We start from the raw sequence: 24,748 nt of genomic DNA, 5'->3' as shown, positions 1-24,748 counted from the left end.
AAGAGGTTAGTCATAACAACATGGATATTAATAACAAAGCACGTATTCACTGGGCTTGTCGCCGTGGCATGCGTGAGCTGGACATCTCGATCATGCCGTTCTTCGAATATGAGTACGATCGGTTGAATGACACGGACAAAGCGCTGTTTATCCGCCTGCTTGAGAGTGACGATCCCGATTTGTTCAACTGGCTGATGAATCATGGCGCTCCGCAGGACAGTGAACTGCAGAGAATGGTGACACTGATCCAGACGCGAAATAAAGACCGTGGCCCAGTGGCGATGTGATGTTCGTATTTCCTGGCGCACCCAGTTACTTTCGCTGTTGACGCATGGCGTTCTGATCCTGCTGATCCTGATTTCACCCTGGCCGGAAGGCTACGGGCCAATTTGGCTGGTGTTGCTGACGCTGGTGGTGTTTGAATGCATTCGTAGCCAAAAACGCATTGCGTCGCGTCAGGGGGAGTTGCGCCTGCTGGAGAACCAGCGTGTGGGCTGGCAAGGGCAGGAATGGCAGTTGGTCAAGCAACCCTGGATGTTGCGTTTCGGTATTCTGCTGACGTTGCAATCAATGCAGGATAAAAAGCGTCGTCGCTTGTGGTTGGCCTCCGACAGCATGGTTAAGGCCGAATGGCGGCATTTGCGCCAACGGCTGTTGTATCCGCCGGCCAGCGATGACGAGGAACCCTGATGAAGCCGACGCTGTGGCTGGTGGAGGATGAACCCAGCATTGCCGATACGCTGATTTATACCCTGGAGAGTGAAGGTTTTCAGGTGCGCTGGTTCGAACGTGGCGAACCGGCCTTGCAAGCTTTGGCGCAAGGGGCGCCCGCGTTGGCTATCCTCGATGTCGGTTTACCGGATATCAATGGTTTTGAACTGTGCCGCCGTCTGCTGTCGCAGGCGGCGGATTTACCCGTTCTTTTTCTTACGGCTCGCAGCGACGAACTCGATCGCCTGATCGGGCTGGAAATCGGTGCCGACGACTACGTCGCCAAGCCTTTTTCTCCGCGTGAGGTCAGCGCCCGCGTTCGCACCATTTTACGTCGTTTACAAAAACAACAGCGCTTGCAGCAGCCCACGCTCTATAGCTTCGGCCCCTTTGGGCTGGATGAACCGGCGGCGACCATTTATTACCATCAGCAGCCGTTACCACTGACCCGCTATGAATTCCTGCTGTTAAAAACCTTGTTGCTGGCCCCTGGCAGGGTGTTTTCACGTCAGCAACTGATGGACAGCGTTTGGGCCCAGGCGGAAGAGAGCCTGGACCGTACGGTCGACACCCATATCAAAACGCTGCGCGCCAAGCTGCGGACCATCGATCCGGGTGAACCGCCCATCCATACGCATCGTGGCCTGGGCTATAGCGTGAGCCGCCAACCATGAGAATAGGCCTGCGCCTGCTGCTGGGGTATTTCCTGATTGTGGCGGTCGCAGGCTATTTCGTGCTGAGTATTTTCGTGCAGGAAGTGAAGCCTGGCGTGCGGCGCGCAACCGAAGGCACGCTGGTGGATACCGCCAACCTGCTGGCGCAAATCGCGCGTCTGGATATGCAGCGTACTGACGTGGCGCACGGCCAACTGGCGCAGGCATTCGCTCAACTCAATCAACGGCCCATTGGCGCCAATATTGCCGGTATTCGCAAAGATCGCAGCGAATATCACGTTTATCTCACCGATCGACTCGGTAAAGTCATTTTTGATTCCAGTGGCAAGGCACTCGGTCAGGATTATTCTCGCTGGAATGACGTGTACCTGACGCTGCGCGGCCAGTACGGCGCCCGCAGCACGCGAAGTGACCCGCAGGATGAAAACAGCTCGGTGATGTATGTCGCCGCGCCGGTGCTGGATCAAGGCAAGATAATCGGCGTGCTCAGCGTCGGAAAACCCAACAGCACCATGGCCCCGGTGATCAAACGCAGCGAACGACGCATTCTGTGGGCAGGGGCGCTGCTGTTGGGCATTGCCTTGCTGATTGGTCTGGGTTTCGTCTGGTGGATCAACCGTTCGATTGGTCGATTGGTGCGTTACGCCGATGGCGTCGCGCAAGGCGAAAGCGTGCCGCTGCCAGAAATGGGCAGCCATGAGCTGACGCAACTGGCGCAGGCGCTCGAAAGCATGCGCGTGAAGCTGGAAGGCAAAGCCTACATCGAACAGTATGTGCACACTCTGACCCACGAGTTGAAAAGCCCCCTGGCGGCGATCCGCGGCGCGGCGGAGCTGCTGCAGGAGTTCCCACCTCCGGCAAGCGCTCAGCGCTTTCTGACCAATATCGAGCAACAGAGCACGCGCATTCAGCAATTGGTGGACAAGCTGCTGGTTCAGGCGCGGCTGGAAAGCCGCCCTGGGCTGGAGTCGGCACCGATCGCGATGGCGGCGTTGGTGCGTCAGGCGGTCGCGGGCAAGGAGGCGCAGGCGGTACGGCGCGGTATTTTATTGCAGATAGACGGGATGGAAGAGGCTACCCTGACCGGCGACGCGCTGCTGATCGGTCAGGCGTTAACCAATCTGCTCGACAATGCGCTGGATTTCACCCCCTCGGGCGGCACTATCAGCGTGCACGGCGAACGTCATGATAATCATTACCGCATCACCGTCAGCGATGACGGCAGCGGTATCCCGGATTACGCGTTGGACAAAGTGTTCGAGCGTTTCTATTCGCTGGCCCGGGCCGACAAACCGAAAAGCAGCGGACTGGGACTGAGTTTTGTGCAGGAAGTGGCGCGTTTGCACCGGGGATCGGTCCGGCTGCACAATCGCCAACCGCACGGCGTGGCGGCTATTTTCACCTTATCTCTCTGACTTCACCTTCCCTTCACATAACCACATCCTGCTTTCACCGAAGGCCATTATCGTGGCGCCATTACCTACAAGGAGCGCGCAGCGATGATGAAATCGGTACTGTTTTGGAAGATAGCTACCCTGCTGGGATTGATGATTTTGATGATCATCCCGGTGACACAGTTAATGAATGTGATTGAAGAACGCAGTGGTTACCGCCAGAGCGTGGTGGGGCAGGTAAGTGAAAGCACCAGCCGCGCACAGCGGATTTTGGGGCCGTTGATTGTCATTCCTTACACCGAGAGGGAGGAAAAGACCGACGATAAGGGGCAGAAAGTGGTGCAAATGGTCAGGCATCATCGCTATCTGCTGCCGGAAAACCTGCAGGTGAACGGCAAGCCGAACGTGGAAGTGCGTAAGCTGGGAATTTACCAAACGCAGGTGTACCAGGGGCCGCTGAAGTTTCAGGTGAAATTCGGTCAGCCGGATCTGAGCGACCTGCAACGCAGCAATGTCATGATTGGCCAGCCTTTCCTGCTGGTGTCGTTGAGCGATTCACGCGGGATCAAGAGTATCTCGCCGCTTATCAGCGCGCAGTCGCAGACGACTTTCGAACCGGGCACGCAGGTTAACGTGCTGCCGCAGGGGATCCATGCTCCGCTAACATTGGCTTCACTGCAGAAAAGCGGATTGGATGCCGATTTCACCCTTACGCTGGCGGGCACCAGCAGCCTGTCATTGGTGCCGCTTGGGCGCAGCAGCGAATTGACGCTGCAGAGCAACTGGCCGCACCCGAACTTCCTCGGCAACTTCCTGCCGGACGAACGCAAAGTAACGGAGAAAGGCTTTAGCGCCCGCTGGCGCAGCACCTGGTTCGCTAACAATATCAACAGCGCCTTCCATTACGATGACGGGATCCTCGACGAGGACAAATTGCCGGCTTTCACTACCAGCCTGATTGAACCGGTGGATCATTACCAACTGACCGAACGCGCGGTGAAATATGCGGTGCTGTTTATTGGCCTGACGTTTATGGCGTTCTTCCTGTTTGAAACCCTGACCGGCCTGCGAGTGCATCCGATTCAATATCTGCTGGTCGGTGCGGCGCTGGTGCTGTTCTATCTGATCCTGTTGGCGTTCTCCGAGCATTTCGGTTTCGCCACTGCTTATCTGCTGGCCAGTATCGCCTGCAGCGGATTGATTGCCTTTTACCTCAGTGCCGTTCTGCGCGGCCGGTTGCGCGGTGCGTTGTTCGCCGTCAGCTTACTGATGCTGTATGGCGTGCTGTACCTGCTGTTGCAGTCGGAAGATAACGCGTTGGTGCTGGGCGCGGGGCTGCTGTTTGCTATTTTGGCGGGGATTATGCTGCTGACTCGCAAGCTGGACTGGTATCAGGTGGCCGATCCGGCTCGTTTGGGTGCCGAGATGCCCGTCGGAGAACAAGAAAACCGTTTCCGGTTATGGAAATAAGCAGGAGATTGGGCGCGTAGCCGCGCCCTGATACATTACAGCAGGGGTTCCATCTCCAGCAGGATCTGTTCGCACCACTGTTGCATACGGTCTTCGCTCATGTCGTATTGGTTTACATCATCCAGCGCCAGGCCGACAAAGTGTTTGCCATCGGCGCTGAGCGGTTTGGGGCTGGTGAACTCGAAGCCGTCGATGGGCCAGAAGCCGATAAATTGTACGCCGAGCGGGGCAATATGATCGTGCAGCATGCCGAGCGCATCGAGGAACCATTCACCATAACCGAGCTGATCGCCCATGCCATACATGGCAACGATTTTCCCTTTCAAATCCAGCGTTGTCAGCTGCGGCCAAATCGCTTCCCAGTCTTCCTGCAGCTCACCGAAGTCCCAGGTGGGGATACCGAGGATCAGGATGGAGTACTCTTCCATCAGCTTGGGGGAGACGTCTTTCAGGTTGTGCAGGTCGACCAGGTCTTCACCCAAAATCTCACGGATTTTTTCTGCCGCCATCTCGGTGTAGCAGGTGCTGGAGCCGTAAAACAGACCAATCTTCATGTGTAAACCGTTTATATTGCCGTAGGTAGAATTGCGTCGAGTATACCCGATTTGTACCGGTTTAAGGCATAATGCCTGTGGCATAAACGTAACAAAGAGAGGACCGCGTGCAACAGCAAGATCATGCGTTGATTGAGCAATTCCTGGATGCGCTGTGGCTCGAACGCAATCTGGCAGAGAATACGCTGGCCTCTTACCGGCTGGATCTGCAGGCGCTGGTCGCCTGGCTGAACCAACAAAACATTTCGCTGGTAAAGGCGCAGGCGCTGGATCTGCAGGCGTTTCTCGCCGAACGGGTCGAGGGCGGCTACAAAGCTACCAGCTCCGCGCGTTTGCTGAGTGCAATGCGCCGCCTGTTCCAATATTTGTACCGTGAAAATATGCGCACCGACGATCCCACCGCGCTGCTTGCCTCACCTAAGCTGCCGCAGCGGCTGCCGAAAGATCTCAGCGAAGCGCAGGTCGATGCGTTGCTGCAGGCGCCCTGTGTCGATCAGCCTCTGGAGCTGCGTGACAAGGCGATGCTGGAAGTGTTGTACGCCACCGGGTTGCGGGTCTCCGAACTGGTCGGGCTGACCATCAGCGACGTCAGTTTGCGCCAGGGCGTGGTACGGGTGATAGGCAAAGGCAACAAGGAGCGGCTGGTGCCGCTGGGTGAAGAGGCGGTGTACTGGATCGAAAATTATCTGGAACACGGCCGCCCATGGCTGGTCAACGGCCAGGCGCTGGACGTGTTGTTCCCCAGCAATCGTTGCCAGCAAATGACCCGACAGACGTTCTGGCATCGTATCAAACACTATGCGATCCTAGCGGGCATAGACAGCGAGAGGCTGTCGCCGCACGTGTTGCGTCACGCATTTGCCACCCATTTGCTGAACCATGGGGCGGATCTCCGTGTCGTACAGATGTTGCTGGGGCATAGCGATCTCTCGACCACGCAAATTTATACGCATGTAGCGACCGAAAGGCTGAAACAGCTACATCAACAGCACCACCCGCGTGCCTGACACGCCGGGTTCAAAAGGATTGGAAGAATGAAGAAAGGTTTAATGCTGCTCTCTCTGCTGGTGGCTTCTGTGACCGGCGCGGCCCATGCCGACGATGCGGCAATTCAAAAAGCGCTTGGCAGCCTGGGCATTCAGCAGGCGGACGTGCAGCCTTCACCGGTGAACGGCCTGAAAACCGTGCTGACCGATAACGGCGTGCTCTACGTGAGCGAAGATGGCAAACACATTCTGCAAGGCCCGCTGTACGACGTCAGTGGCAAAGAGCCGGTCAACGTCACCAATCAATTGCTGACCGGCAAGCTGGAAGCGCTGAAAGATCAGATGATTGTCTACAAAGCGCCAAAGCAAAAGCACGTGATCACCGTGTTTACCGACATCACCTGCGGCTATTGCCACAAGCTTCACGAGCAGATGAAAGAGTATAACGATCTGGGCATTACCGTCCGCTATCTGGCGTTCCCGCGTCAGGGGCTGAATTCCCAGGCCGAAAAAGACATGCAGTCCATCTGGTGTACCGCTGATAAAGCCAAGGCTTTCGACCTGGCCATGAAAGGCGACGCAGTGTCCCCGGCAACTTGTAAAACCGACATCAGCAAACACTACGCGCTTGGTGTGCAGTTCGGTATTCAGGGTACTCCGGCGATCATTTTGGAAAATGGCATGATGATCCCGGGTTATCAGGGACCGAAAGAGATGGCCGCCATGCTGGACGCACATCAGACCGCAACCAAAACCGGTGGTTAATCGCCGGTGAGCATCAAAACACAACTCCGCCGCCGTGAAAAGGCGGACGGCAGCCATCTGCCTGCCAGCCTGCATCCGCTGCTGCGCCGTTTATACGCGCTGCGCGGCGTGAAGGCGGAGCAGGAACTGGAACGCAGCGTCAAAGGCATGTTGCCCTGGCAGCAGTTGGACGGCATTGATACTGCCGTGGGGATCCTGCAACAGGCATTGGCCGATCATCGCCGCATTATGGTGGTGGGGGATTTCGACGCCGATGGCGCCACCAGTACCGCCTTGACGGTGCTGGCGCTACGCAGCATGGGCGGCAGTGCCGTCGACTATCTGGTACCGAATCGCTTTGAGGACGGCTACGGCCTGAGCCCCGAAGTGGTGGAGCAAGCGGCGACGCGCGGTGCAGAGCTGATCCTGACCGTGGATAACGGCATCTCTTCCCACGCGGGCGTCGATGTGGCACACGCCAAAGGCATACAGGTGCTGGTGACCGACCACCACCTGCCGGGGGAAACCCTGCCGGCAGCGGAGGCGATCGTCAACCCGAACCTGCGCGGCTGCGAGTTTCCGTCCAAATCCCTGGCCGGCGTCGGGGTGGCTTTCTACCTGATGCTGGCGCTGCGTGCCCGGCTGCGGGACAGCGGCTGGTTTGAACAGCGGGCGTTGGCGATGCCAAACCTGGCGGAACTGTTGGATCTGGTGGCGCTCGGTACGGTTGCCGACGTGGTGCCGCTCGACGCCAACAACCGTATTTTGGTTTATCAGGGTCTGAACCGTATTCGCGCCGGCAAGTGCCGACCGGGCATTCGTGCGCTGCTGGAAGTGGCTAACCGCGACGCGCGCCAACTGGCAGCCAGCGATCTCGGTTTTGCTTTGGGCCCGCGGCTCAATGCTGCCGGGCGACTGGACGACATGTCGATTGGCGTGGCGCTGCTGCTGAGTGACGACATTGCGCAGGCACGCATGCTGGCTAACGATCTCGATGCACTCAACCTGACACGGCGCGAGATTGAGCAAGGCATGCAGGTTGAAGCCTTGCAGCTGTGCGACCAACTGGAACGCAGCAGTACCGCCTTGCCATACGGGCTGGCGATGTATCATCCGGAATGGCATCAGGGCGTGGTGGGGATCCTGGCTTCGCGCATCAAGGAACGCTTCCACCGCCCGGTGATCGCGTTTGCACCGGCGGGCGAGGGCATTTTGAAAGGCTCCGGCCGTTCGATAGCCGGTCTGCACATGCGCGATGCGCTGGAGCGACTGGATACGCTCAATCCCGGGCTGATGATGAAGTTCGGTGGCCACGCCATGGCGGCCGGACTGTCGTTGGAAGAGGCCAAATTCGACGAGTTTCGCCAGCGCTTTGGCGATCTGGTTGGAGAATGGCTCGATCCGGCGATGCTGGAAGGGGTTATCTGGTCAGACGGTGAGCTGGCCCTGCAAGAGCTTTCGCTGGAAACCGCCGAGCTGTTGCGTGAGGGCGGCCCCTGGGGACAGGCCTTCCCGGAACCGACCTTTGACGGCAAGTTTCGCATTTTGCAGCAGCGGCTGGTGGGCGAGAAGCACCTGAAGCTGATGGTCGAGCCGCTCGGCGGCGGCCCGTTGCTTGACGGTATCGCCTTCAACGTGGATACCACGCTGTGGCCCGACAGCAGCGTGCGTGAGGTTGAACTGGCTTACAAGCTCGACGTCAATGAGTTTCGCGGCAACCGCAACGTGCAGTTGTTGATTCAGCATCTCTGGCCGCGTTGATTCGCACTGCCATTAAGCCGGGGCTGGCTTGCCCTGCCCCGGCCACATTTCTTGCCCACAAAAACTGAGCAACTCGCTATAAACTGACGCCTGGATCCGATAGAATTACCGGTTCTAATGGCATTTCGCCATCGACGACATCTAACGAAAAAGAACGCTAAAAACCATGTTTGAAATTAATCCGGTAAAAAACCGTATTCAGGACCTGTCCGAGCGGACTGCCGTTCTTAGGGGGTATCTTTGACTATGATGCCAAGAAAGAACGCCTAGAAGAAGTCAACGCGGAGCTGGAACAGCCTGACGTCTGGAACGAACCCGAGCGCGCGCAGGCGCTGGGTAAAGAGCGCGCGGCGCTCGAAGCCATCGTTGAAACCATCGACCAACTGGAGCAAGGTGGCGAAGATGTCACCGGTCTGCTGGAATTGGCGGTCGAAGCCGATGATGAAGAAACCTTTAACGAAGCCGTCATTGAGCTTGATCAACTGTCTGCCAAGCTGGAGCAACTAGAATTTCGTCGTATGTTCTCTGGTGAATACGACAGTGCTGATTGCTACCTGGACATCCAGGCAGGCTCCGGCGGTACCGAAGCGCAAGACTGGGCCAGCATGTTGCTGCGCATGTACCTGCGCTGGGCCGAAGCCAAAGGCTTTAAAACGGAAGTGATTGAAGAGTCCGACGGCGACGTCGCGGGGCTGAAATCCGCCACCATCAAGATCATCGGCGACTATGCGTTTGGCTGGTTGCGTACTGAAACCGGCGTGCATCGCCTGGTGCGCAAGAGCCCGTTCGACTCCGGTGGCCGTCGTCATACCTCCTTCAGTTCGGTGTTTATCTACCCGGAAGTGGAAGACGACATTGATATTGAAATCAATCCGGCGGATCTGCGTATCGACGTGTATCGCGCTTCCGGTGCGGGTGGTCAGCACGTAAACAAAACCGAGTCGGCGGTGCGTATTACCCACTTGCCGACCAACATCGTAGTGCAGTGCCAGAACGACCGTTCTCAGCATAAGAACAAGGATCAAGCCTTCAAGCAGCTGCGAGCCAAGCTGTACGAGTTTGAGATGCAAAAGAAAAATGCTGATAAACAGATGATGGAAGACAACAAGTCGGACATCGGTTGGGGCAGCCAAATCCGTTCATACGTGCTGGATGATTCCCGCATCAAGGATTTGCGCACTAACGTTGAAACGCGCAACACGCAGGCCGTATTAGATGGCGACCTGGATAAATTCATTGAGGCAAGTTTGAAAGCCGGGTTATAAGGAACAGAAATGTCTGAGCAACAACCACAAGGCGCCGATCAGGCGTTGGATCTCAATAACGAGTTGCAGTCACGCCGTGAGAAACTGGCTGCGCTGCGCGAGAACGGCATTGCGTTCCCGAATGATTTTCGTCGCGACAGCACGTCTGACAAGCTGCACGCAGCTTACGGCGAAAAAGACAACGAAGAGCTGGAAGCGCTGGGCGTAGAAGTCACAGTAGCCGGCCGTATGATGACGCGCCGTATCATGGGTAAAGCGTCATTTGTCACGCTGCAGGACGTTGGCGGTCGTATCCAGCTGTACGTTGCGCGTGACGATCTGGCGGAAGGCGTTTACAACGAACAATTCAAGAAGTGGGACCTGGGCGATATCGTTGGCGCACGTGGTAAGCTGTTCAAGACCAAGACCGGTGAGCTGTCCATCCACTGCACCGAACTGCGTCTGCTGACCAAGGCCCTGCGCCCGCTGCCGGACAAGTTCCATGGCCTGGCGGATCAGGAAACCCGTTACCGTCAGCGTTATCTGGATCTGATCGCCAACGACGAATCACGCAAGACCTTCCAGGTGCGTTCCCAGATCATGGCAGCGATGCGTAACTTCATGGTGGAACGCGGCTTCATGGAAGTCGAAACCCCTATGATGCAGGTGATCCCTGGCGGGGCTTCCGCACGCCCGTTCGTGACTCACCACAACGCGCTGGACATCGATATGTACCTGCGTATCGCGCCAGAACTGTACCTGAAGCGTCTGGTGGTAGGCGGCTTCGAGCGCGTGTTCGAGATCAACCGTAATTTCCGTAACGAAGGCGTTTCTCCGCGTCATAACCCAGAGTTCACCATGATGGAACTCTATATGGCTTACGCGGATTACAAAGATCTGATTGAGCTGACCGAATCCCTGTTCCGTACCCTGACCGAGAAAGTCTTGGGCAACTCTCAGGTGCAGTACGGTGATGAAGTGTTCGACTTCGGCAAGCCGTTTGAAAAGCTGACCATGACCGAGGCTATCAAGAAATACCGTCCGGAAACCGATCTGGCCGATCTGGCTGACATGGGCAAAGCGGTAGCTATCGCTGAATCCATTGGCATCAAGGTTGAGAAGAGCTGGGGCCTGGGTCGCGTAGTGACCGAGATCTTCGAAGAAGTGGCGGAAAGCCATCTGATTCAGCCGACCTTCATTACCGAATACCCGGCGGAAGTGTCCCCGCTGGCGCGTCGTAATGATAACAACCCGGAAATCACCGACCGCTTCGAGTTCTTTATCGGCGGCCGTGAAATCGGTAACGGCTTCTCCGAGCTGAATGACGCAGAAGACCAGGCGCAGCGTTTCGCTGACCAGGCTAATGCGAAAGACGCCGGTGATGACGAAGCGATGTTCTATGACGAAGACTACGTCACTGCGCTGGAGCACGGCTTACCGCCAACGGCCGGCCTGGGTATCGGTATCGACCGTATGGTGATGCTGTTCACCAACAGCCACACCATCCGTGACGTGATCCTGTTCCCGGCCATGCGCCCGCAGAAATAACGTTTCGTAGAGCAGATATCAACCGGTGCAGGCAACTGCGCCGGTTTTTTTTGCTTGTCGGACCGGACAGGAAGGTTGCGCATGCTAACTGCTTAAAACACCAGCAGTTACGCGCTATCTCCGCTTGCCCGCCGGGGATAACCGGTTATAATGACTGCCGCACACCGATGCGGGTGTAGTTCAATGGTAGAACGGCAGCTTCCCAAGCTGCATACGAGGGTTCGATTCCCTTCACCCGCTCCAAAGCCTTTCTTTTAGTACCTTCTCGTTTAGTACCTTCTCGTTAGAAATCATAAAATTCAGAAGTGATTGAATGTCCAGGTTCCGACAAAGGTATCTCTAGGAATTGCCCATCGCTGTTGTAGCGTGGTGTATGGTTCTGGGAGCATATCAAACCGCTTGTGGTCGTTTTACTGCCTTAGCGCAATACGCAGCATGCCATGCCATCGGCTCTAAACTCTTCTATCCACAGCATTCAACCTCTATATGCCTCTGCAAAGCTCACTGCTACCGCACCGATGTTACCGTGGAGAAATCGCAAAAAAGAAAGGTGAAGGGAAGGCTCTTTGAGTCAGGATTTAGCGCTTCCCTGTGGGCTGAAAGCAATGTCTCTTGTAATGCAGGCAGTTTTACCCTGAAATTATGGAATGGAGTTCTAGTAAAACTTGTTGTTGATCCAATGGTTCCCGCTTATTGATGCCCATGCCTAGGTCTTCCAGGCTCAAGTGCAGTTTTTGTATTAATGTATCGTCATCGCGCAGACAGATGATGTATGCATTCTCAAAGGGTAAAATATTTACCAGTCTTACACCATGTGGCTTTAGATAATAATTAATATGTTCTAGCCAAGGTATAAAATAGGGGAGTTCCCATGGTTCAATATTTGACTCTGACCAATCGATATTTTCAACGCAATTGAAAATAAAATCAGTTATATCAATGGGTAGGGTGATGTTTTTTAGCGGTTTCAACTCAGGAGTATAACCACTATACTCCGTCCATTCCTCATAGACCATCAGGTCTTGTTCGCCTAGATTTTTGTACAACCAGTCTAATACGGTACCAGGTTCAAGGGTTGTTGGTAGGGGGGTATACATAGGTGCTGAGTCGCATCCTGGAATACAGAGTTCAAGATTCTCTATCAAATTTTGTATCTGCTTCATTGATATTTCCTCATGTTTTTATCGGGTTTTTAAACAGAATGCTTTTATCAAGGCATGCGACTAATGATCACCTGGCCGAATTTAAATTCGCTAGCTTTCTGCGTGACAATATCTTTCTACGGATAAATTTTTTTACTTCCTGCTGGATAGTTTGAAGATTGAATTTGGCCAAGGTGTTTTCAGCCGGTAAGCCAGAATCGCTTTTTTGCAAATCTGTCAGATTCATTCTTGGGGTTTTGCTTTGTTGCGTAAGCGATTTTATGCGTAGCTTAGACACCGGGCTGACTCCGGTATCCCCCCGGCTGATTTTGCCTTCGGCTTGCGGCAGCAGAGCTGTCTTGTCGGTTAACTGTCCTTGATGCTTTCCGCTGGTCGGTTCATTTGTATCCCCGCTATGAGGGTTATTAGGTGACAGTTTGCCATCTTGTATGGAGTGCAAAATAGCAGGGATATTGGAAACGTCGAAAAGTGATGGCAGCAGCGCCAGTAGCAATAGCAGCGTGCTGAGTAAACCAAGCAGAGTTGCGCGGTTTAGTATCACTTTGCGGTTTCCTTCCGTTGCGCAGTTACCGAGTTGTCGATTACCCGTAATTTATTGTTGGCCGGGCAATCGACAATCCTGATAAGGCACGCTGTAAACCGAATAGAGAAAAACGCATTTATTTCCATCGTTAGCCTGCCTTTGGAGAAAAGACGCTTGAAAATAATGATGGATTTCCCTGCGAGAGGGTTACATCAGAACATGACGCCCAACGTCCTTTAAACCGCCACACAGCAACCAAAAATGCAGTTCGGCATTGCGTTTGAAATTCAGCTTTCGCATCGCGTTACGTTTATGCTGGCTAATGGTTTTTTCGCTGAGATTCAGTTTTCTTGAAATCGAAATATTGGGCAGGCCTAAAGAAAGATAATGAATGACTTCATACTCTCTGGTAGAGAACTTGGCGAATCGGGATGCGTTATTAAAATCGTAGCGATTTCTTTTATTTTGAATGGCTTTGGAGAAAATCACGCGTTCAATGGCTTCAAATAGAGCCTCGACACTTTTATTGCGCGAGATATAAGTGAATTTCTTTCGGCTGGCGCTGTTGGCAACTGGCGTTGAACTTCGTTCTTCCTCAATCAAGAAAACCAATGGGCAGCACGCCTTCGCTTGCGAATACAGATAATGAGGCAGGGTGCTTTCGCTTGGATTGGCTGCCAGAAAGATGATGTCGGCCGTCCGGTATTCGAAGGTGTTTTCGGTGAAGCGCACATTCACATTTTTTGAGTGGAAGTAGATCTCCAGTGCCTGCTGGATGCCATGCATGAAGTAGCGATTTTTATCCGATAAAAATACGGTTATAGATTCTCTGAACATAAGCTTCCCTGGCAGTAAAATGTCATTCCTCATATCAGCATTCACCAGGGTTATCATTGGTTCACATAGTGAGTGATAGCTATCAATGATAAGCCTGAATTATGCTTTGTTGAACGATCATAGCGTGAATTATGGTTAGTATGGATATGAATTTTAATTTCACTAAAAAAACGGAGTTTTTATCTTATTTTTGTTTTCATATCGCTAGTTGGACTCGAAAAGGTTTTTCTTGTAATACAAAGTTAGAGTTTTATTTGTTGATGCGTATTTAAAAAAATGTTCTTTTTTTGTTGTGTATTTTTATCTGTTATCGGCGATGATTATTATTGAACAGACGAAAGTCATTATCCCAACTTTTTACTGAGCCAGGCAGATTGTTATCTTTAATGGGCACCGCGGCGACGCTTGGCTGTAGGGATTATCAACAAATACCTGTGCGTGGTACTTCTGGATAAGCACGATGGCTCAAGGGGGCAAGAGCATAACGGGTCAGATAATCGCAAAGGGGGAATGAATTCCCTTCAATATTCCCTTTGTTTTCATCTATCTCTATCCAGGGCAGGCCTGGAGCGGCTCCAACATTTTATGTCGCAAGTGCGCCATTTCAGTTTTTGCAGGCTAAAAAATTTTAAAAAACAGGAATTAAATCCTGATAAATTGGATTTATAACGTTTTTACTCGTCTGGAGAGGTCGGTTGTATTACAAACGTGATGCTTTCACTCGTATTTAACCATATGAAGTTATTTCATTTTTAAGCTGATAAATATCTTGCCATACTCTGCCTCAATATAGGACCGGCGATAATACTCGCTACTTATGGAAAGGGAGCAATATCCGAATGAATAAAAGGCAAATGACTACCTGTGTTCTGGCCCTGCTGGCCATCACATCCTTGCCAACACAGGCAAAAAACATAGAGATAAAGGTTGCCGGCAGCATTACGCCATCGGGCTGTACCCCAACGCTGTCAGGTGCTAGCTTTGATTACGGCACGATGACTTCTGATTCTTTGACGCTGGACGCTTACACTACACTGGATCGAAAAAGTCTGGATTTAACCATTACTTGCGATGAGCCGGTGAAATTGGCGTTTGAAACAAAAAATGGTCGCCCTAATACGCTGGCTGGCGCTGATGAAGATGCAATTTCAGGTGCTGGCCTCTCTCCAATATCAGCACCATCATCACCACTTAACTCGTGGTTACAAGGAACTGCAGTTGTTGGACTTGGGCTCAGTGGTTCAGGGCATATAGGGGGATACGTGGTTACTATTGGGGGAATTAGTGCAAGTGGCGTCAGTGTTCAAACAATCTCTCGAGATGGAAGTTCCGGGAAATGGACCGATGGAGGTGGTAATCTTTACGGAATTGGTGTTAAAAAACAAATTTCGTGGAAGAAGGGCGACGTTGTGGAGCCTGTCGCCGTCCAAGCCTTAACCATGAGCTTAAACGTGCAAGCCTATATCAATAAGGCGTCAGAATTGGATCTGACCAAACCGATCGTCCTGGATGGCTTGAGCACTATCGAGCTGATTTACCTGTAAGGTATAGTTATAAAAATGACACTGGCCTCCTGAAAGGAATATTTCATCTGGTTGGTTATTGATTATGCTCTATTTGTAGTTTGAGTCTTAAACTAAACGTGAAATTTAATTGTTGTGCCAGTGATTTTATTTAAATTAATAATAACCAATGGTTTATTTAATTAATAGGCCAGCAATACATATTTTCGACATGAAGAAAGGAATCATTTTATGATGAAAAGTACGCAAATAAATCTCTGCATATTGGCCCTATTGGCAACGACGGCTTTACCTGCTTTGGCGGCAAGTATAGAAGTTAAAGTGATAGGGACTATTACGCCAACCGCCTGTACGCCAATGGTATCCGGTGGTGGAACTGTTGATTATGGAACAATTAAAGTGTCTTCGTTGGCGTTGGATGCATTCACCCCTAAAGATGAGAAACAGCTGGATCTTTCCATCAGCTGTGCCGCACCAACTAAAGTGGCCCTAAAAGCCAGCAATAATCGTCCAAATACCGTGGCGGGGGCCACTACTGATGGCGCTGGAGGGGCGGCTCTGGTTGATGTCTTTGACAAAACTAATTTGCCTGTTGTGGGGCTGGGACTTGATGGCACTCATCGCATTGGGGGGTATGTCATCAATGTTAAAGAGGGGAGTGTGCTTGCAGATGGCAATACCGTCGACGCTATCCATAATAACGTTGGAGAAACAACCTGGACAAAAGGTGGAGATGGGGGATTATATAATGACACAGCTGTTCGTCAGGTATCCTGGGCTGCTGCTGGTACCACCGAACCAGTCGCCTTCCAGAAACTTACCGGAAAATTAACGGTGCGTGCCTATATTAATAAAGCCTCCGAATTGGACCTGACTAAACCGGTGACATTAAACGGATCGACCACAATTGAGCTGGTGTATCTTTAACTTATTTTAGCCGGGCGTGTGCGCCCGGCCGTTGTCCCTTTGGCCGCTGTATTGGAGAGACCCTCAGTAGCGGCCCTTTTTAATACGGATGGTGAAAATAATGACTCTTTCTTCCCTGTTTAATATTGGGGCGGTCTCCTTACTGCTATTTTCCGCCTACAGCCATGCAACCGGTATGGTACCGGAGACCTCGGTCGTGGTGGTCGAACAGGATGACGGCGAAGGTGCCATCAATATTAAAAATACCGACGGTTTCCCGGTATTGTTGTTGACCACGCTGGAAAATATTAAAGATGACCCCGAAACCCTGCTGAGCGTTACGCCCCCGGCGGCGCGCGTCGAGTCAGGTAAAACCCAACGCGTACGTTTTATTCTGACCAGCAAAACACCGCTGACAACTGAACGTCTGACACGTGTCATTTTTGAAGGCGTGCCACCGCAGCAAAAAGGCAAAAATGAAGTGCGCATGACCGTACGCCAAAACCTGCCGGTAATTATCCGTCCTGCAGGCTTGGAAAGAGATCCGGCCCCCTGGAAGCGGCTGAACTGGAAGCAAAGCGGCGACAGTTTAACGGTCAGCAACCCGTCACCATACGTCGTCCGCCTTGGTCAGGGTGTACGAACCCTGCCGGACAATACCCTCTGGATGCTGCCCAACAGCTATGTGTTGCCAGGGCAAACCTTGACCATTACGCCTGACGGCGGCAAGAAAACCGGCATTGCGCGACAGGTCCGCATTTCTCCGGCCACCACCTGGGGCTACACGGTAAACAGTTATGATGCTGAGCTAAACCATTGACGATGGTGTTGATGCAGCATGAGGACCCGGCTAGCAGATGGCCGGCACTTTCAGCCCTGTCATTGGCTCTGACGGCCGCTTTGCTCATGACTTCGTCAGCGTTGGCCGCTGCGCAGGCGCCGTATTCGGGAGATATTGAGTTCGATCAGCAGGCGATGATGGCGCGTGGCATTGACCCCAAGCTTGCCGAGTGGTTTCGCCAGGCGCCGCGCTTTTTACCCGGAGAGTCCACCGTGAGCTTAACGGTGAATGGCAACGCCCGCGGTAAAGTCAAAGTTCATTTTGATCAGAACGGAAAACTCTGTGCCGATGAGACCTTTCAAAAAAAGGCCGGCCTGATGTCCCCACCCGGCTTCAGCAAGGATATCGCCTGTTTTGATCTGAAAACGGCCTGGCCGCAAACGGAACTGAATCTCGAGCCGGGTGAGGCTCGGGTTGATTTGGTGCTCCCGGCGCAAGCGCTGAGCGCACCCGATGCGCAGGAAGGCAACTGGAACCATGGCGGCTTTGCCGGCATGCTGAATTACGACGCGCAATATATGGACTCTGCCGGCGCCACTGCGGGCCTGAATTTTATGCAATTGGGCACCGAGGCGGGTTTTAACATCAGCGATTGGATCGTTCGTAGCCGACAGACTTTCTCTCGTTTTAACGGCAAAGATCAAATGCAGCACCAGGCCGCCTATTCACAGCGTACTTTCGCGGGGATTAAAAAGGTTCTTCAGATTGGGCAGATTAGCTTGTCCAACTCGATGTTCGGTACTGGCCAGGTGTTGGGGTTTCAGATGTTCCCGGAGGCTGCCCTGCAGGGTGACCGAGGTGGTGCGGGGTTGGTTGAGGGTATTGCCGATAGCCAATCGGTGGTGGAAGTACGTCAATCCGGCATGTTGGTCTACAGCACCACGGTACCCGCCGGCCCCTTTCGGCTGCAGGGATTTTCACTGCTAAATACCCGTTCAGATTTGGCCGTGACGCTAACCGGCAGCAATGGTGAAACGCGCCAGTTTTCTGTCCCTGCCTCCACCCTGTTGTTGAACGGAGCTGCGGTTGCGCCGGGGATGTCATTTGGCGTTGGTAAGCTTGATCAACAAGGCAGCAGCGAAGCTCCGCTACTCGGGACTCTGGCCACGGGGTGGGGGCTGACCCCGTTCACTACGCTTAACGCTGGGCTGCTTGGATCTTCGCCCTATCGCGCAGGTGCCGTGGGGCTGGATAGTCAGCTGTTTAACGAGACTTTTCTTTCTGTACAAACTATTGCCGCACAGGATGATACGCATGGCAATACGGGGGTATCGGCTACTGCCGCGCTGACTCATAAGCTTACGGAGCGTATTGGGGTTAGCGTCAATGCCGTTCAACAAACATCCGGCTATCGCGATTTGAGTGACGCGCTGCAAACCGATGGGCAGGATACCGCCGGCCGTAGCCGAAACCAGTTCGGCGGTGGCATAAGCTGGTCGCAGGACAGTTTCGGCAACCTGTCTTTATCCTGGTCTCGCAGCAGCACCTTTGCCGGAGATGCTACAAATTACGTACGTGGCGGCTGGAGCAAACAGTTTGAACGCGCTTATTTCAGCGCCAGCCTGGAGCACAATACCGGCAGCCGCAACAGCGATGCGGAAACTCGCTTGTATATCACGGTCAATATCCCCTTTGGCGGCAGCCGCAGCATCAGCAGCTACCTTAATAACAGCTCGCATAGCGGCAGTCGCGGCGGCATGCGTTACAGCGATCGCGACCATCAGGATTGGGGATGGAGCCTTTCCAGCGAGCGTGATTTTAGCAATCAGTGCACATCCGGTACCGGCAGCATCGACAGCGTTACCCCATTCAGTCAACTCAGCGGCAGCATCAGCCAAGATTCGGGTAATTACACTTCCTGGTCGGCGCGGGCCTCCGGGGCGATTGTAACTCACCATCGCGGTATTACGCTTTCTCCTTATCGGGTCAATGATACTTTCGGTATCGCCAAGGTGGGGGAGGAGGCCGGCGTGCGGTTGGACACCTCGGCAGGTCCGGTCTGGACTGATGGGCGCGGTTATGCCGTTTTACCCTCTCTGGCTGGGTATAAACGCTCCGCTGTTCAGGTGGATACCCGCAGCCTGGCGAAAAACGTCGATATTGGCAACGCATGGCAGGAGGCCGAGGCTGCGCGGGGCTCTGTCAACTATATCGATTTTTCCGTGATACGGACCCGGCGGGTATTGGTAGACGTGAAAGATGCCGTGAACAACCCTCTGCCCTATGGTGCCAGCGTGTTTGATGCGGCCGGCAATTTTGTCACCGTGGTTGGCAGCAAGGGGAGCGTATTTATTTCTGATGCGGCTGGGGCCGGCAAGCTGGACGTACAGGTTTCCGGTAAAACGATATGTTCATTTTCGCTCTCATTGCCGGAAAAGGCCGACACCAGTGGCCTGTATGAAACCGCCAATGCCATATGTCGCTGACAGGGGATGTTATTATGAGAAAAATATTTGCCGCACTGGCGATGGGACTGGCAATAAGCCAGCCGGCAGCTTCCGCCATTGAAGCCAGTAGCATTGAGGCCCAATCATTTTTGCCGGTGGACACGCGGTGTAGCCTGTCCACAGGTACGCCCGTTATCGACTATGGCATCCAGTCACGTTGGCAACTGCAAGATGTGGCCGGTGGCGATGAGGTAACGCCGGGAAAACGTACGCTTATGCTCAGCGTGGTTTGTCCCTATAGCCAGACGATACGCCTCGAGATGCGAGGCGATCGCGATGCCAACGGCGATTTGCGCTATGGTGAGCGGGGCCGTATTAATATCCGGCTGCAGGACTGCCAACTGGATGGGCAGAGCGTACAGGCCGCATTTATGACACCGGCCGGCGCCATTGACAGCACATCCGAATCCAGCCTGCTATTGCAGCCCGGTAAGGTGTTTGCCGCTGTGCTGAATGGTCAACTGGTCAAGGGTAAAAATTTTAATGCACGCGTTGAAATTGAGCCCGTGTTGCCGGAGAGCGCTGCCCGTGTTGCCTCCCGCCAAATAAGTGAATCTCACCTCTCGTTGGAGCTGCTGGAGTGATTTTAGGAGGCTGCTAACAAAGCCGGTCATTGGCGCTTTTTTTGCCGAAGTGGGGGAAGGGCTTCGCACAAAGAAAGCGGCAATGTTATCGAGGGCCACCACTTACCCGACAGAGGGGCAGGGAGGTATCATCGTCTTTTATTTTCTGCTACAGCATATGCAACTGCAGGATCAACTGCGCAATAGCCTGTTTGAAATCCTGTAGATCACCGGTGAGATTAACTTTTCCCTGATTTAGCCGTGTTTCCAGCCTTGACGCCTGCGTGGCCAGTATATGGCAATTAAGTGCCCCCAGATCCAATGCCAGGTGGCGCACAATCAGCGCTTGTTGCGGGGCAGATCGGCTGGCGGCCAGCTGATGCAGCCCATGCTCCAGATTGCCCAGCATCATACCCATGACCACTCTGGCCTTTTCTTCTGAGCCATAACGCTTATTCAAAGAGGCCATGTCTAGAGTGAAAAAATGATTTGGGTTGGTTGCACCGAACGTCGTTGCGGCAACCGTTCTTGGCGTGATAAATCGGGTGAGAATTTCCTTCAGCCCTTTAATATCAATAGGTTTTGTTAAATAAGCGTCCATGCCGGCAGCAAGACACTGATCTTCTTGTTCTTCCAGTACGCCCGCCGTGAGTGCGACAATTTTCAGTCTTGCGCTGTTTGTCGCTGCCTCTTTCTTGCGGATCAGGCGACTTAATTCCAGACCGTCTATATAGGGCATATGGCAGTCGACAATCGCCAGGCCATAGCGGGTGGTTTCTATTGCCTGCAAAGCCTGTTGGCCATCCTCAACGATATCGAAGCAATAGCCCAGGATTTGCAGCTGATGTTTGATCAGTTCCCGGCTGATAGGGTGGTCTTCGGCGACCAATATCAGGCTTCCGTTCGCCAGGGCATGTTCGCGGTTCTGGGTGATATCTGGCGCCTCTTCTACTGTGGGTTCATAGACGTTGACGGCCTGTTTTTTTTGCTCGATTAACAAAGTGGTGCAGATTTTTTTAACCCTCTCCCACGATAATGGCGTGACGTTGAGGATATGCGGATCGGTCGAATTGTCCGGCAGCGGTTTTTCAGTCAATACGATCATGTTGTCCCTGACGGTGACTGGTATCGCAAGAGTGGACAGCATGGTTTCCTCTATAAACAGCAAATCGCAGCCGGTCATGATAAGCGACGGCGTCTGCGTACCTGACAGGCAGGTGACGGTGACGCCTAATGCCAACAGCATCTCCCGCAGGTTCTGACCGATAACGACGTCATCGCACCAAAGGGTAGCTCGAGTACCCAACAGCTCCGGCAACGCGGCTGACGGTGTGTAGACGTCGAAGTGGACATCGAAACTGAGGGTGGTGCCTTCGCCCGGCTCACTGAGCATGGTGAGTTTTCCGTTCATCTGTTGCGCCAGGCCTTTGGAGATAGCCAACCCTAAGCCGGTGCCGCCAAAACGGCGGGTGGTGGAAGCCTCTGCCTGTTGAAAAGGTTGGAACAATTGCTGCTGCATATCCGCAGGGATGCCGATACCGGTATCAACCACGCTGAAGCGCAAAAACTGCCGGCCTTTCTGTTCGCCGAGCAGAACCAACCGCAGCGTAATGTTGCCCGCATGGGTAAATTTCAGCGAGTTACTGAGAAAGTTCATTAAAATTTGGCGCAGCCTGACCGGGTCGAACAACAGCTTTTGGGCGACTCTGCTATCCAGATACAGATGCAGTGACAGGCTCTTTTTCAACGCTTGCAGGTTCAGGGTTTGCATCATTTCCGACAGGAATACCCGGATATCCATCGCCAGGTTTTCCAGTGAGACCTGGCCCGCCTCCAGCTTGGAGAAATCAAGAATATCGTCAATCACCTGGGTCAAATGCTGCGCAGAACTTTGTACTGTAACCAGCATTCTGTTTTGTTCATCGTCCAGTCGGGTTCTTTCCAGCAGCTCCAGCCAGCCAAGAATGCCGTGTACCGGGGTGCGTATCTCATGGCTCATGGTCGCCAGGAAAGTCGCTTTTGCACGGGCTGCGGCCTCCGCCTTGGTTTTTGCTTCGAGCAGCATGCGTTCCTGGTGGCGGGATTGAGTGATATCTTCAAAATAACCGCCCCATAGCACATCCCCGTTGCTCTCACGTTTACCCTTGCCTGAATTGACACGGATCCAGCACTGATTGTTTTTGACCTGCATGCGGAATTCGTTCTGGAAGGGGGCCAGCGTGCCCTGCATGCGAACCAAGTTCTCTTGCAGCATGGACATATCTTCGGCATTCACCCGTTGCTGGAAGCTTTCATGATCCGCCATCATGGTTTCGGCAGATAAGCCGAAGGTGGCTTCTGCGGCACCCGCTACGTAGGTAAAATGTATATCGCCATTTACCGAAAGGCAGACTTGAAACACGGTAACCGGCAGCGATTCGGTCACGTCGGTCAGCAGGGCTTCTGAGATTAGCGCTCGTTCTTCAGAACGGCGGATGTCCGTGACGTCGACCAATACGGTAACGCTGCCGCCAGGCCCCCCGTCAACGCTGAAGAAGGGTTTGAGCCAGAACAACCCCTCCCGCATTTCCCCTTTGGCATTGGCATAGCGCAGTGGACGGTGGATGCCTTCCTCGGCCGACAGAGCCGCGCGGTTTTCCGGCTCGCGCTCCAGCGAGACGATGGCATCGATGTAGCCGCATTCTTCTGGCGTTTTACCCAGCATATGCGCGGATGCATGACCGGTCAGTTTCTCAAAGGCGCTGTTGACCGCGATATAACGATCGTGGTGGTCCTTGCCCAATACCGGGAACGGGATGGTTTCCAACAGAGCATGCTGGAAGCTGAGCTGGTCTGCTAAGGTCATCTGGGCGCGGATCCTGCGGCTGGTCTCCTTACGCAAACGCCAATAGGCGATGATAAGCAGTGCCATGATAAAGCCGACGGCCAATATGGCGGGCAGGATTTTCCTGATGATAACCAGAAGATCGACGTCTTCCTGGAACGTGATCGGGAACCAGGCGCTGCGGATCTGCTCTTTGCGATCGGTGCTGATATTTGCCAGAGCCTGGTTGATCAGCGGGATGACATAGGCGTACTTTTTGGTGACCGCCACCGCCAGTTCGGCATAGTAACCGGTCGGTGCCGCGACCTTTAATATGTTGGGGTATTGCTCGGTAATAATGCGATCGGTGACCACCAGATTGCCGATGTAAGCATCTATCTGGCGGTCGGCCAACAGCTGCAGGCCTTGTTCTGCAGTATCGGTATGAATCAGAGTCAGCTCCGGGTTTTTACGCAGTAGCGTTGGGATGGGCTCTGCGTCCTCGGATATCGCTACCCGTGCCTTGCCAAGGCTTTCGATACCTTCGATATTGCTGGTTTCTTTGCGCGTAGCGATCATCAGCGGAAAGCGTGCGTAAGGTTGACTGAAGGCTAAAAACTGCATGCGCTCTGCGGTTGGCGGCAAACCGGGGACCAGATCGATTTCGCCTTCCTTGATCATTTTCATTAATTCATTCAGTGAACGAACCCTGACACGTTCAGATTTAAGCTGCAGCTGGCGGCGTATCAGATCGAAATAGTCTTCGACCAGGCCGCTGGGTTCACCATGCTGATTGCGAAAAGAAAACGGCGGATAGGATTCCAGGTTGCTGACCTGCAGGTGTGGCAATTGATTCAGTAAAGTAATCTGATCGGGAGAAAGGTTGATGCGTTCCGTTTTTGGCAAGCGGGCAGGGAAGGGAGCGACCCATTTTTCAAATAACGCCTGTTGTTCGCGCCAGCCAATATCGGTAATGGCCACATCGAATGCGTTGGCCAGTAACGGGTTTTCCCGTGGAAAGGCAAATCTTAGCGTTTGCAGCGGTAAATAGGCATTGCCCACGGTTCTGAAAGCTTCGCTTTTGTTAAGGGCAATATGGTAGCGGATAGTGTAGCGATTGCCGATAAATGCATCGGTTTCGCCCTGCTCGACGCTGAGCAGGGCGGCGGTCTGGTTGACGAATTCATGCAACCTGATGGCGGGATAAACGTCCGGGATCAGCTCGGCTTCGGGCGAACCGGTGACTACGGCAACCGATGCCTTGGCGAGGTCTGAATGATCCAGAATGTGGCGATTGTCGCGGGCGCTGACAATAATCAGATCGTTCTCGCCGTAAGGCTGGCTGTAGCGCAGATATTTGGCACCTGAGAACGTGGGGGACATGTTCATGACCACATCGATTTCGCCGTGCCTCAGCGCCTGCATCATATCGAGACGATTTTGATACTCTTTAACCTTTAGCGTTAATTTTAATCGACTGGCGACTTCGTTGAGTACGTCCGGCGCAAAACCGGTTAATTGGTTTTTAACCTTATCTTCCAGTGGCGGCAATCCGCCTTCATAAGTGCCGACCCGCAGTTCCGGATGGGATCTGATCCACTCTTTTTCTTCCATGGTCAACTCTGCGGCGTGAAGTGCCGGCATGACAAGGGTAAACAGGGTTAATGCGAACCAGCATATAAGGCCGACTAAATTATTTTTAAGCGTTATAAAGAACATATCGGCTCATACCTTGTTTAAAAAGACGCATTGATTATCAAAGGTTCCATGTAGAATGCACGGATTTTAATTTTTAGGCTAACGAAGTGTAAATTAGCACTAATTGATAATCATAAAGTCTGGAGATAGCTACACAGCAGAAGTCGTGAACCTTAATAAGGTGCGGTTTCTATAGGAATATTGTCAAATGGAGGCGTAGACATTATGGCTGTAAGGCATTGAGATAGGATTTAGATAGATTATAGCGAAGCTTTCTTTTAACCCATCGGAACATCCTTTCAATTTTTGTAAGGTAATCCTGATTTTTTTGTAATCATCGGCGTTATTTTGTGTAATG

Annotated in this window: 20 protein-coding genes and 1 tRNA gene; 16 read left to right on the top strand and 5 right to left on the bottom strand. The window is 53.1% G+C overall.

What is annotated here, in order from left to right; translation table 11 throughout:
- The first annotated feature begins 20 nt into the window (after window positions 1–20).
- The 5 genes from sdhE to creD all read left to right on the top strand — a co-directional run bounded on the left by sdhE (window position 21) and on the right by creD (window position 4,249).
- On the top strand, window positions 21–287 hold the full coding sequence (gene sdhE, locus H5P17_RS12435) for an FAD assembly factor SdhE (protein WP_020828476.1): 267 nt from the start codon (window positions 21–23) through the stop codon (window positions 285–287).
- Window positions 268–690 (top strand): protein YgfX, encoded by a 423-nt coding sequence (locus H5P17_RS12430; protein ID WP_182823214.1) that lies wholly within the window; start codon window positions 268–270, stop codon window positions 688–690. The genes sdhE and H5P17_RS12430 overlap by 20 nt, the downstream gene beginning before the upstream one ends.
- Complete coding sequence (creB, locus tag H5P17_RS12425) at window positions 690–1,385, top strand: two-component system response regulator CreB (RefSeq protein WP_044553240.1); 696 nt, start codon at window positions 690–692, stop codon at window positions 1,383–1,385. The genes H5P17_RS12430 and creB overlap by 1 nt, the downstream gene beginning before the upstream one ends.
- Window positions 1,382–2,800: a two-component system sensor histidine kinase CreC gene (gene creC / locus H5P17_RS12420; protein WP_044553238.1), complete on the top strand. Its 1,419-nt coding sequence runs from the start codon at window positions 1,382–1,384 to the stop codon at window positions 2,798–2,800. Before creB ends, creC begins: the two co-directional genes overlap by 4 nt.
- 84 nt (window positions 2,801–2,884) lie before the next feature.
- Window positions 2,885–4,249: a cell envelope integrity protein CreD gene (gene creD / locus H5P17_RS12415; protein WP_182823212.1), complete on the top strand. Its 1,365-nt coding sequence runs from the start codon at window positions 2,885–2,887 to the stop codon at window positions 4,247–4,249.
- A 35-nt stretch (window positions 4,250–4,284) separates the two neighbouring features.
- Here the strand turns inward: creD and fldB are convergent, their stop codons facing one another.
- Window positions 4,285–4,803, bottom strand: coding sequence for a flavodoxin FldB (gene fldB, locus H5P17_RS12410; RefSeq protein ID WP_020828471.1), 519 nt, complete (start codon window positions 4,801–4,803; stop codon window positions 4,285–4,287).
- Window positions 4,804–4,910: 107 nt separating this feature from the next.
- On the opposite strand from fldB, the gene xerD reads away from it, so the two are divergent.
- The 6 genes from xerD (at window position 4,911) to H5P17_RS12380 (ending at window position 11,329) form a co-directional block, all read left to right on the top strand.
- Window positions 4,911–5,810: a site-specific tyrosine recombinase XerD gene (gene xerD, locus H5P17_RS12405; protein WP_182823210.1), complete on the top strand. Its 900-nt coding sequence runs from the start codon at window positions 4,911–4,913 to the stop codon at window positions 5,808–5,810.
- A 27-nt stretch (window positions 5,811–5,837) separates the two neighbouring features.
- On the top strand, window positions 5,838–6,554 hold the full coding sequence (gene dsbC / locus H5P17_RS12400) for a bifunctional protein-disulfide isomerase/oxidoreductase DsbC (protein ID WP_182823208.1): 717 nt from the start codon (window positions 5,838–5,840) through the stop codon (window positions 6,552–6,554).
- A gap of 6 nt (window positions 6,555–6,560) precedes the next feature.
- Complete coding sequence (gene recJ, locus H5P17_RS12395) at window positions 6,561–8,294, top strand: single-stranded-DNA-specific exonuclease RecJ (protein ID WP_182823206.1); 1,734 nt, start codon at window positions 6,561–6,563, stop codon at window positions 8,292–8,294.
- A 166-nt stretch (window positions 8,295–8,460) separates the two neighbouring features.
- A protein-coding gene (gene prfB, locus H5P17_RS12390) for a peptide chain release factor 2 (protein ID WP_104410945.1) occupies window positions 8,461–9,559 on the top strand; the annotation gives its coding sequence in 2 pieces (ribosomal slippage) (window positions 8,461–8,535 and window positions 8,537–9,559; 1,098 coding nt in all).
- Between the two features lie 9 nt (window positions 9,560–9,568).
- Window positions 9,569–11,086 carry a lysine--tRNA ligase gene (lysS, locus tag H5P17_RS12385; protein WP_044553232.1) on the top strand — a complete coding sequence of 506 codons (1,518 nt, stop codon included), beginning with the start codon at window positions 9,569–9,571 and terminating at the stop codon, window positions 11,084–11,086.
- 169 nt (window positions 11,087–11,255) lie between these two features.
- Window positions 11,256–11,329: transfer RNA gene (locus H5P17_RS12380), tRNA-Gly, on the top strand.
- A gap of 386 nt (window positions 11,330–11,715) precedes the next feature.
- On the opposite strand, the gene H5P17_RS12375 is transcribed toward H5P17_RS12380, so the two are convergent.
- From H5P17_RS12375 to H5P17_RS12365, 3 genes are all read right to left on the bottom strand, one after another.
- Window positions 11,716–12,249, bottom strand: coding sequence for a hypothetical protein (locus H5P17_RS12375; protein ID WP_182823204.1), 534 nt, complete (start codon window positions 12,247–12,249; stop codon window positions 11,716–11,718).
- Window positions 12,250–12,316: 67 nt separating this feature from the next.
- The gene (locus tag H5P17_RS12370; protein WP_182823202.1) at window positions 12,317–12,790 is read right to left on the bottom strand and encodes a hypothetical protein; all 474 of its coding nucleotides are present in this window, start codon (window positions 12,788–12,790) and stop codon (window positions 12,317–12,319) included.
- A gap of 189 nt (window positions 12,791–12,979) precedes the next feature.
- Window positions 12,980–13,609: a helix-turn-helix transcriptional regulator gene (locus H5P17_RS12365; protein ID WP_182823199.1), complete on the bottom strand. Its 630-nt coding sequence runs from the start codon at window positions 13,607–13,609 to the stop codon at window positions 12,980–12,982.
- A gap of 839 nt (window positions 13,610–14,448) precedes the next feature.
- Here H5P17_RS12365 and H5P17_RS12360 point away from each other — a divergent pair.
- The 5 genes from H5P17_RS12360 to H5P17_RS12340 all read left to right on the top strand — a co-directional run bounded on the left by H5P17_RS12360 (window position 14,449) and on the right by H5P17_RS12340 (window position 19,910).
- The gene (locus tag H5P17_RS12360; protein ID WP_182823197.1) at window positions 14,449–15,153 is read left to right on the top strand and encodes a DUF1120 domain-containing protein; all 705 of its coding nucleotides are present in this window, start codon (window positions 14,449–14,451) and stop codon (window positions 15,151–15,153) included.
- Between the two features lie 210 nt (window positions 15,154–15,363).
- Window positions 15,364–16,059: a DUF1120 domain-containing protein gene (locus H5P17_RS12355; RefSeq protein WP_182823196.1), complete on the top strand. Its 696-nt coding sequence runs from the start codon at window positions 15,364–15,366 to the stop codon at window positions 16,057–16,059.
- A gap of 100 nt (window positions 16,060–16,159) precedes the next feature.
- Complete coding sequence (locus H5P17_RS12350) at window positions 16,160–16,858, top strand: fimbria/pilus chaperone family protein (protein ID WP_182823194.1); 699 nt, start codon at window positions 16,160–16,162, stop codon at window positions 16,856–16,858.
- An 11-nt stretch (window positions 16,859–16,869) separates the two neighbouring features.
- On the top strand, window positions 16,870–19,305 hold the full coding sequence (locus tag H5P17_RS12345; protein ID WP_182823192.1) for a fimbria/pilus outer membrane usher protein: 2,436 nt from the start codon (window positions 16,870–16,872) through the stop codon (window positions 19,303–19,305).
- A 14-nt stretch (window positions 19,306–19,319) separates the two neighbouring features.
- Window positions 19,320–19,910, top strand: a complete 591-nt coding sequence (locus H5P17_RS12340) for a fimbrial protein (protein WP_182823190.1) — start codon at window positions 19,320–19,322, stop codon at window positions 19,908–19,910.
- A gap of 148 nt (window positions 19,911–20,058) precedes the next feature.
- On the opposite strand, the gene H5P17_RS12335 is transcribed toward H5P17_RS12340, so the two are convergent.
- The gene (locus H5P17_RS12335) at window positions 20,059–24,306 is read right to left on the bottom strand and encodes a transporter substrate-binding domain-containing protein (protein WP_182823188.1); all 4,248 of its coding nucleotides are present in this window, start codon (window positions 24,304–24,306) and stop codon (window positions 20,059–20,061) included.
- Window positions 24,307–24,748 lie beyond the last annotated feature (442 nt).

Source organism: Serratia sp. OS31 (assembly GCF_014164835.1).
Lineage (GTDB): Bacteria > Pseudomonadota > Gammaproteobacteria > Enterobacterales > Enterobacteriaceae > Serratia > Serratia liquefaciens_A.
This window is presented reverse-complemented; position numbering and strand designations above follow the sequence as displayed.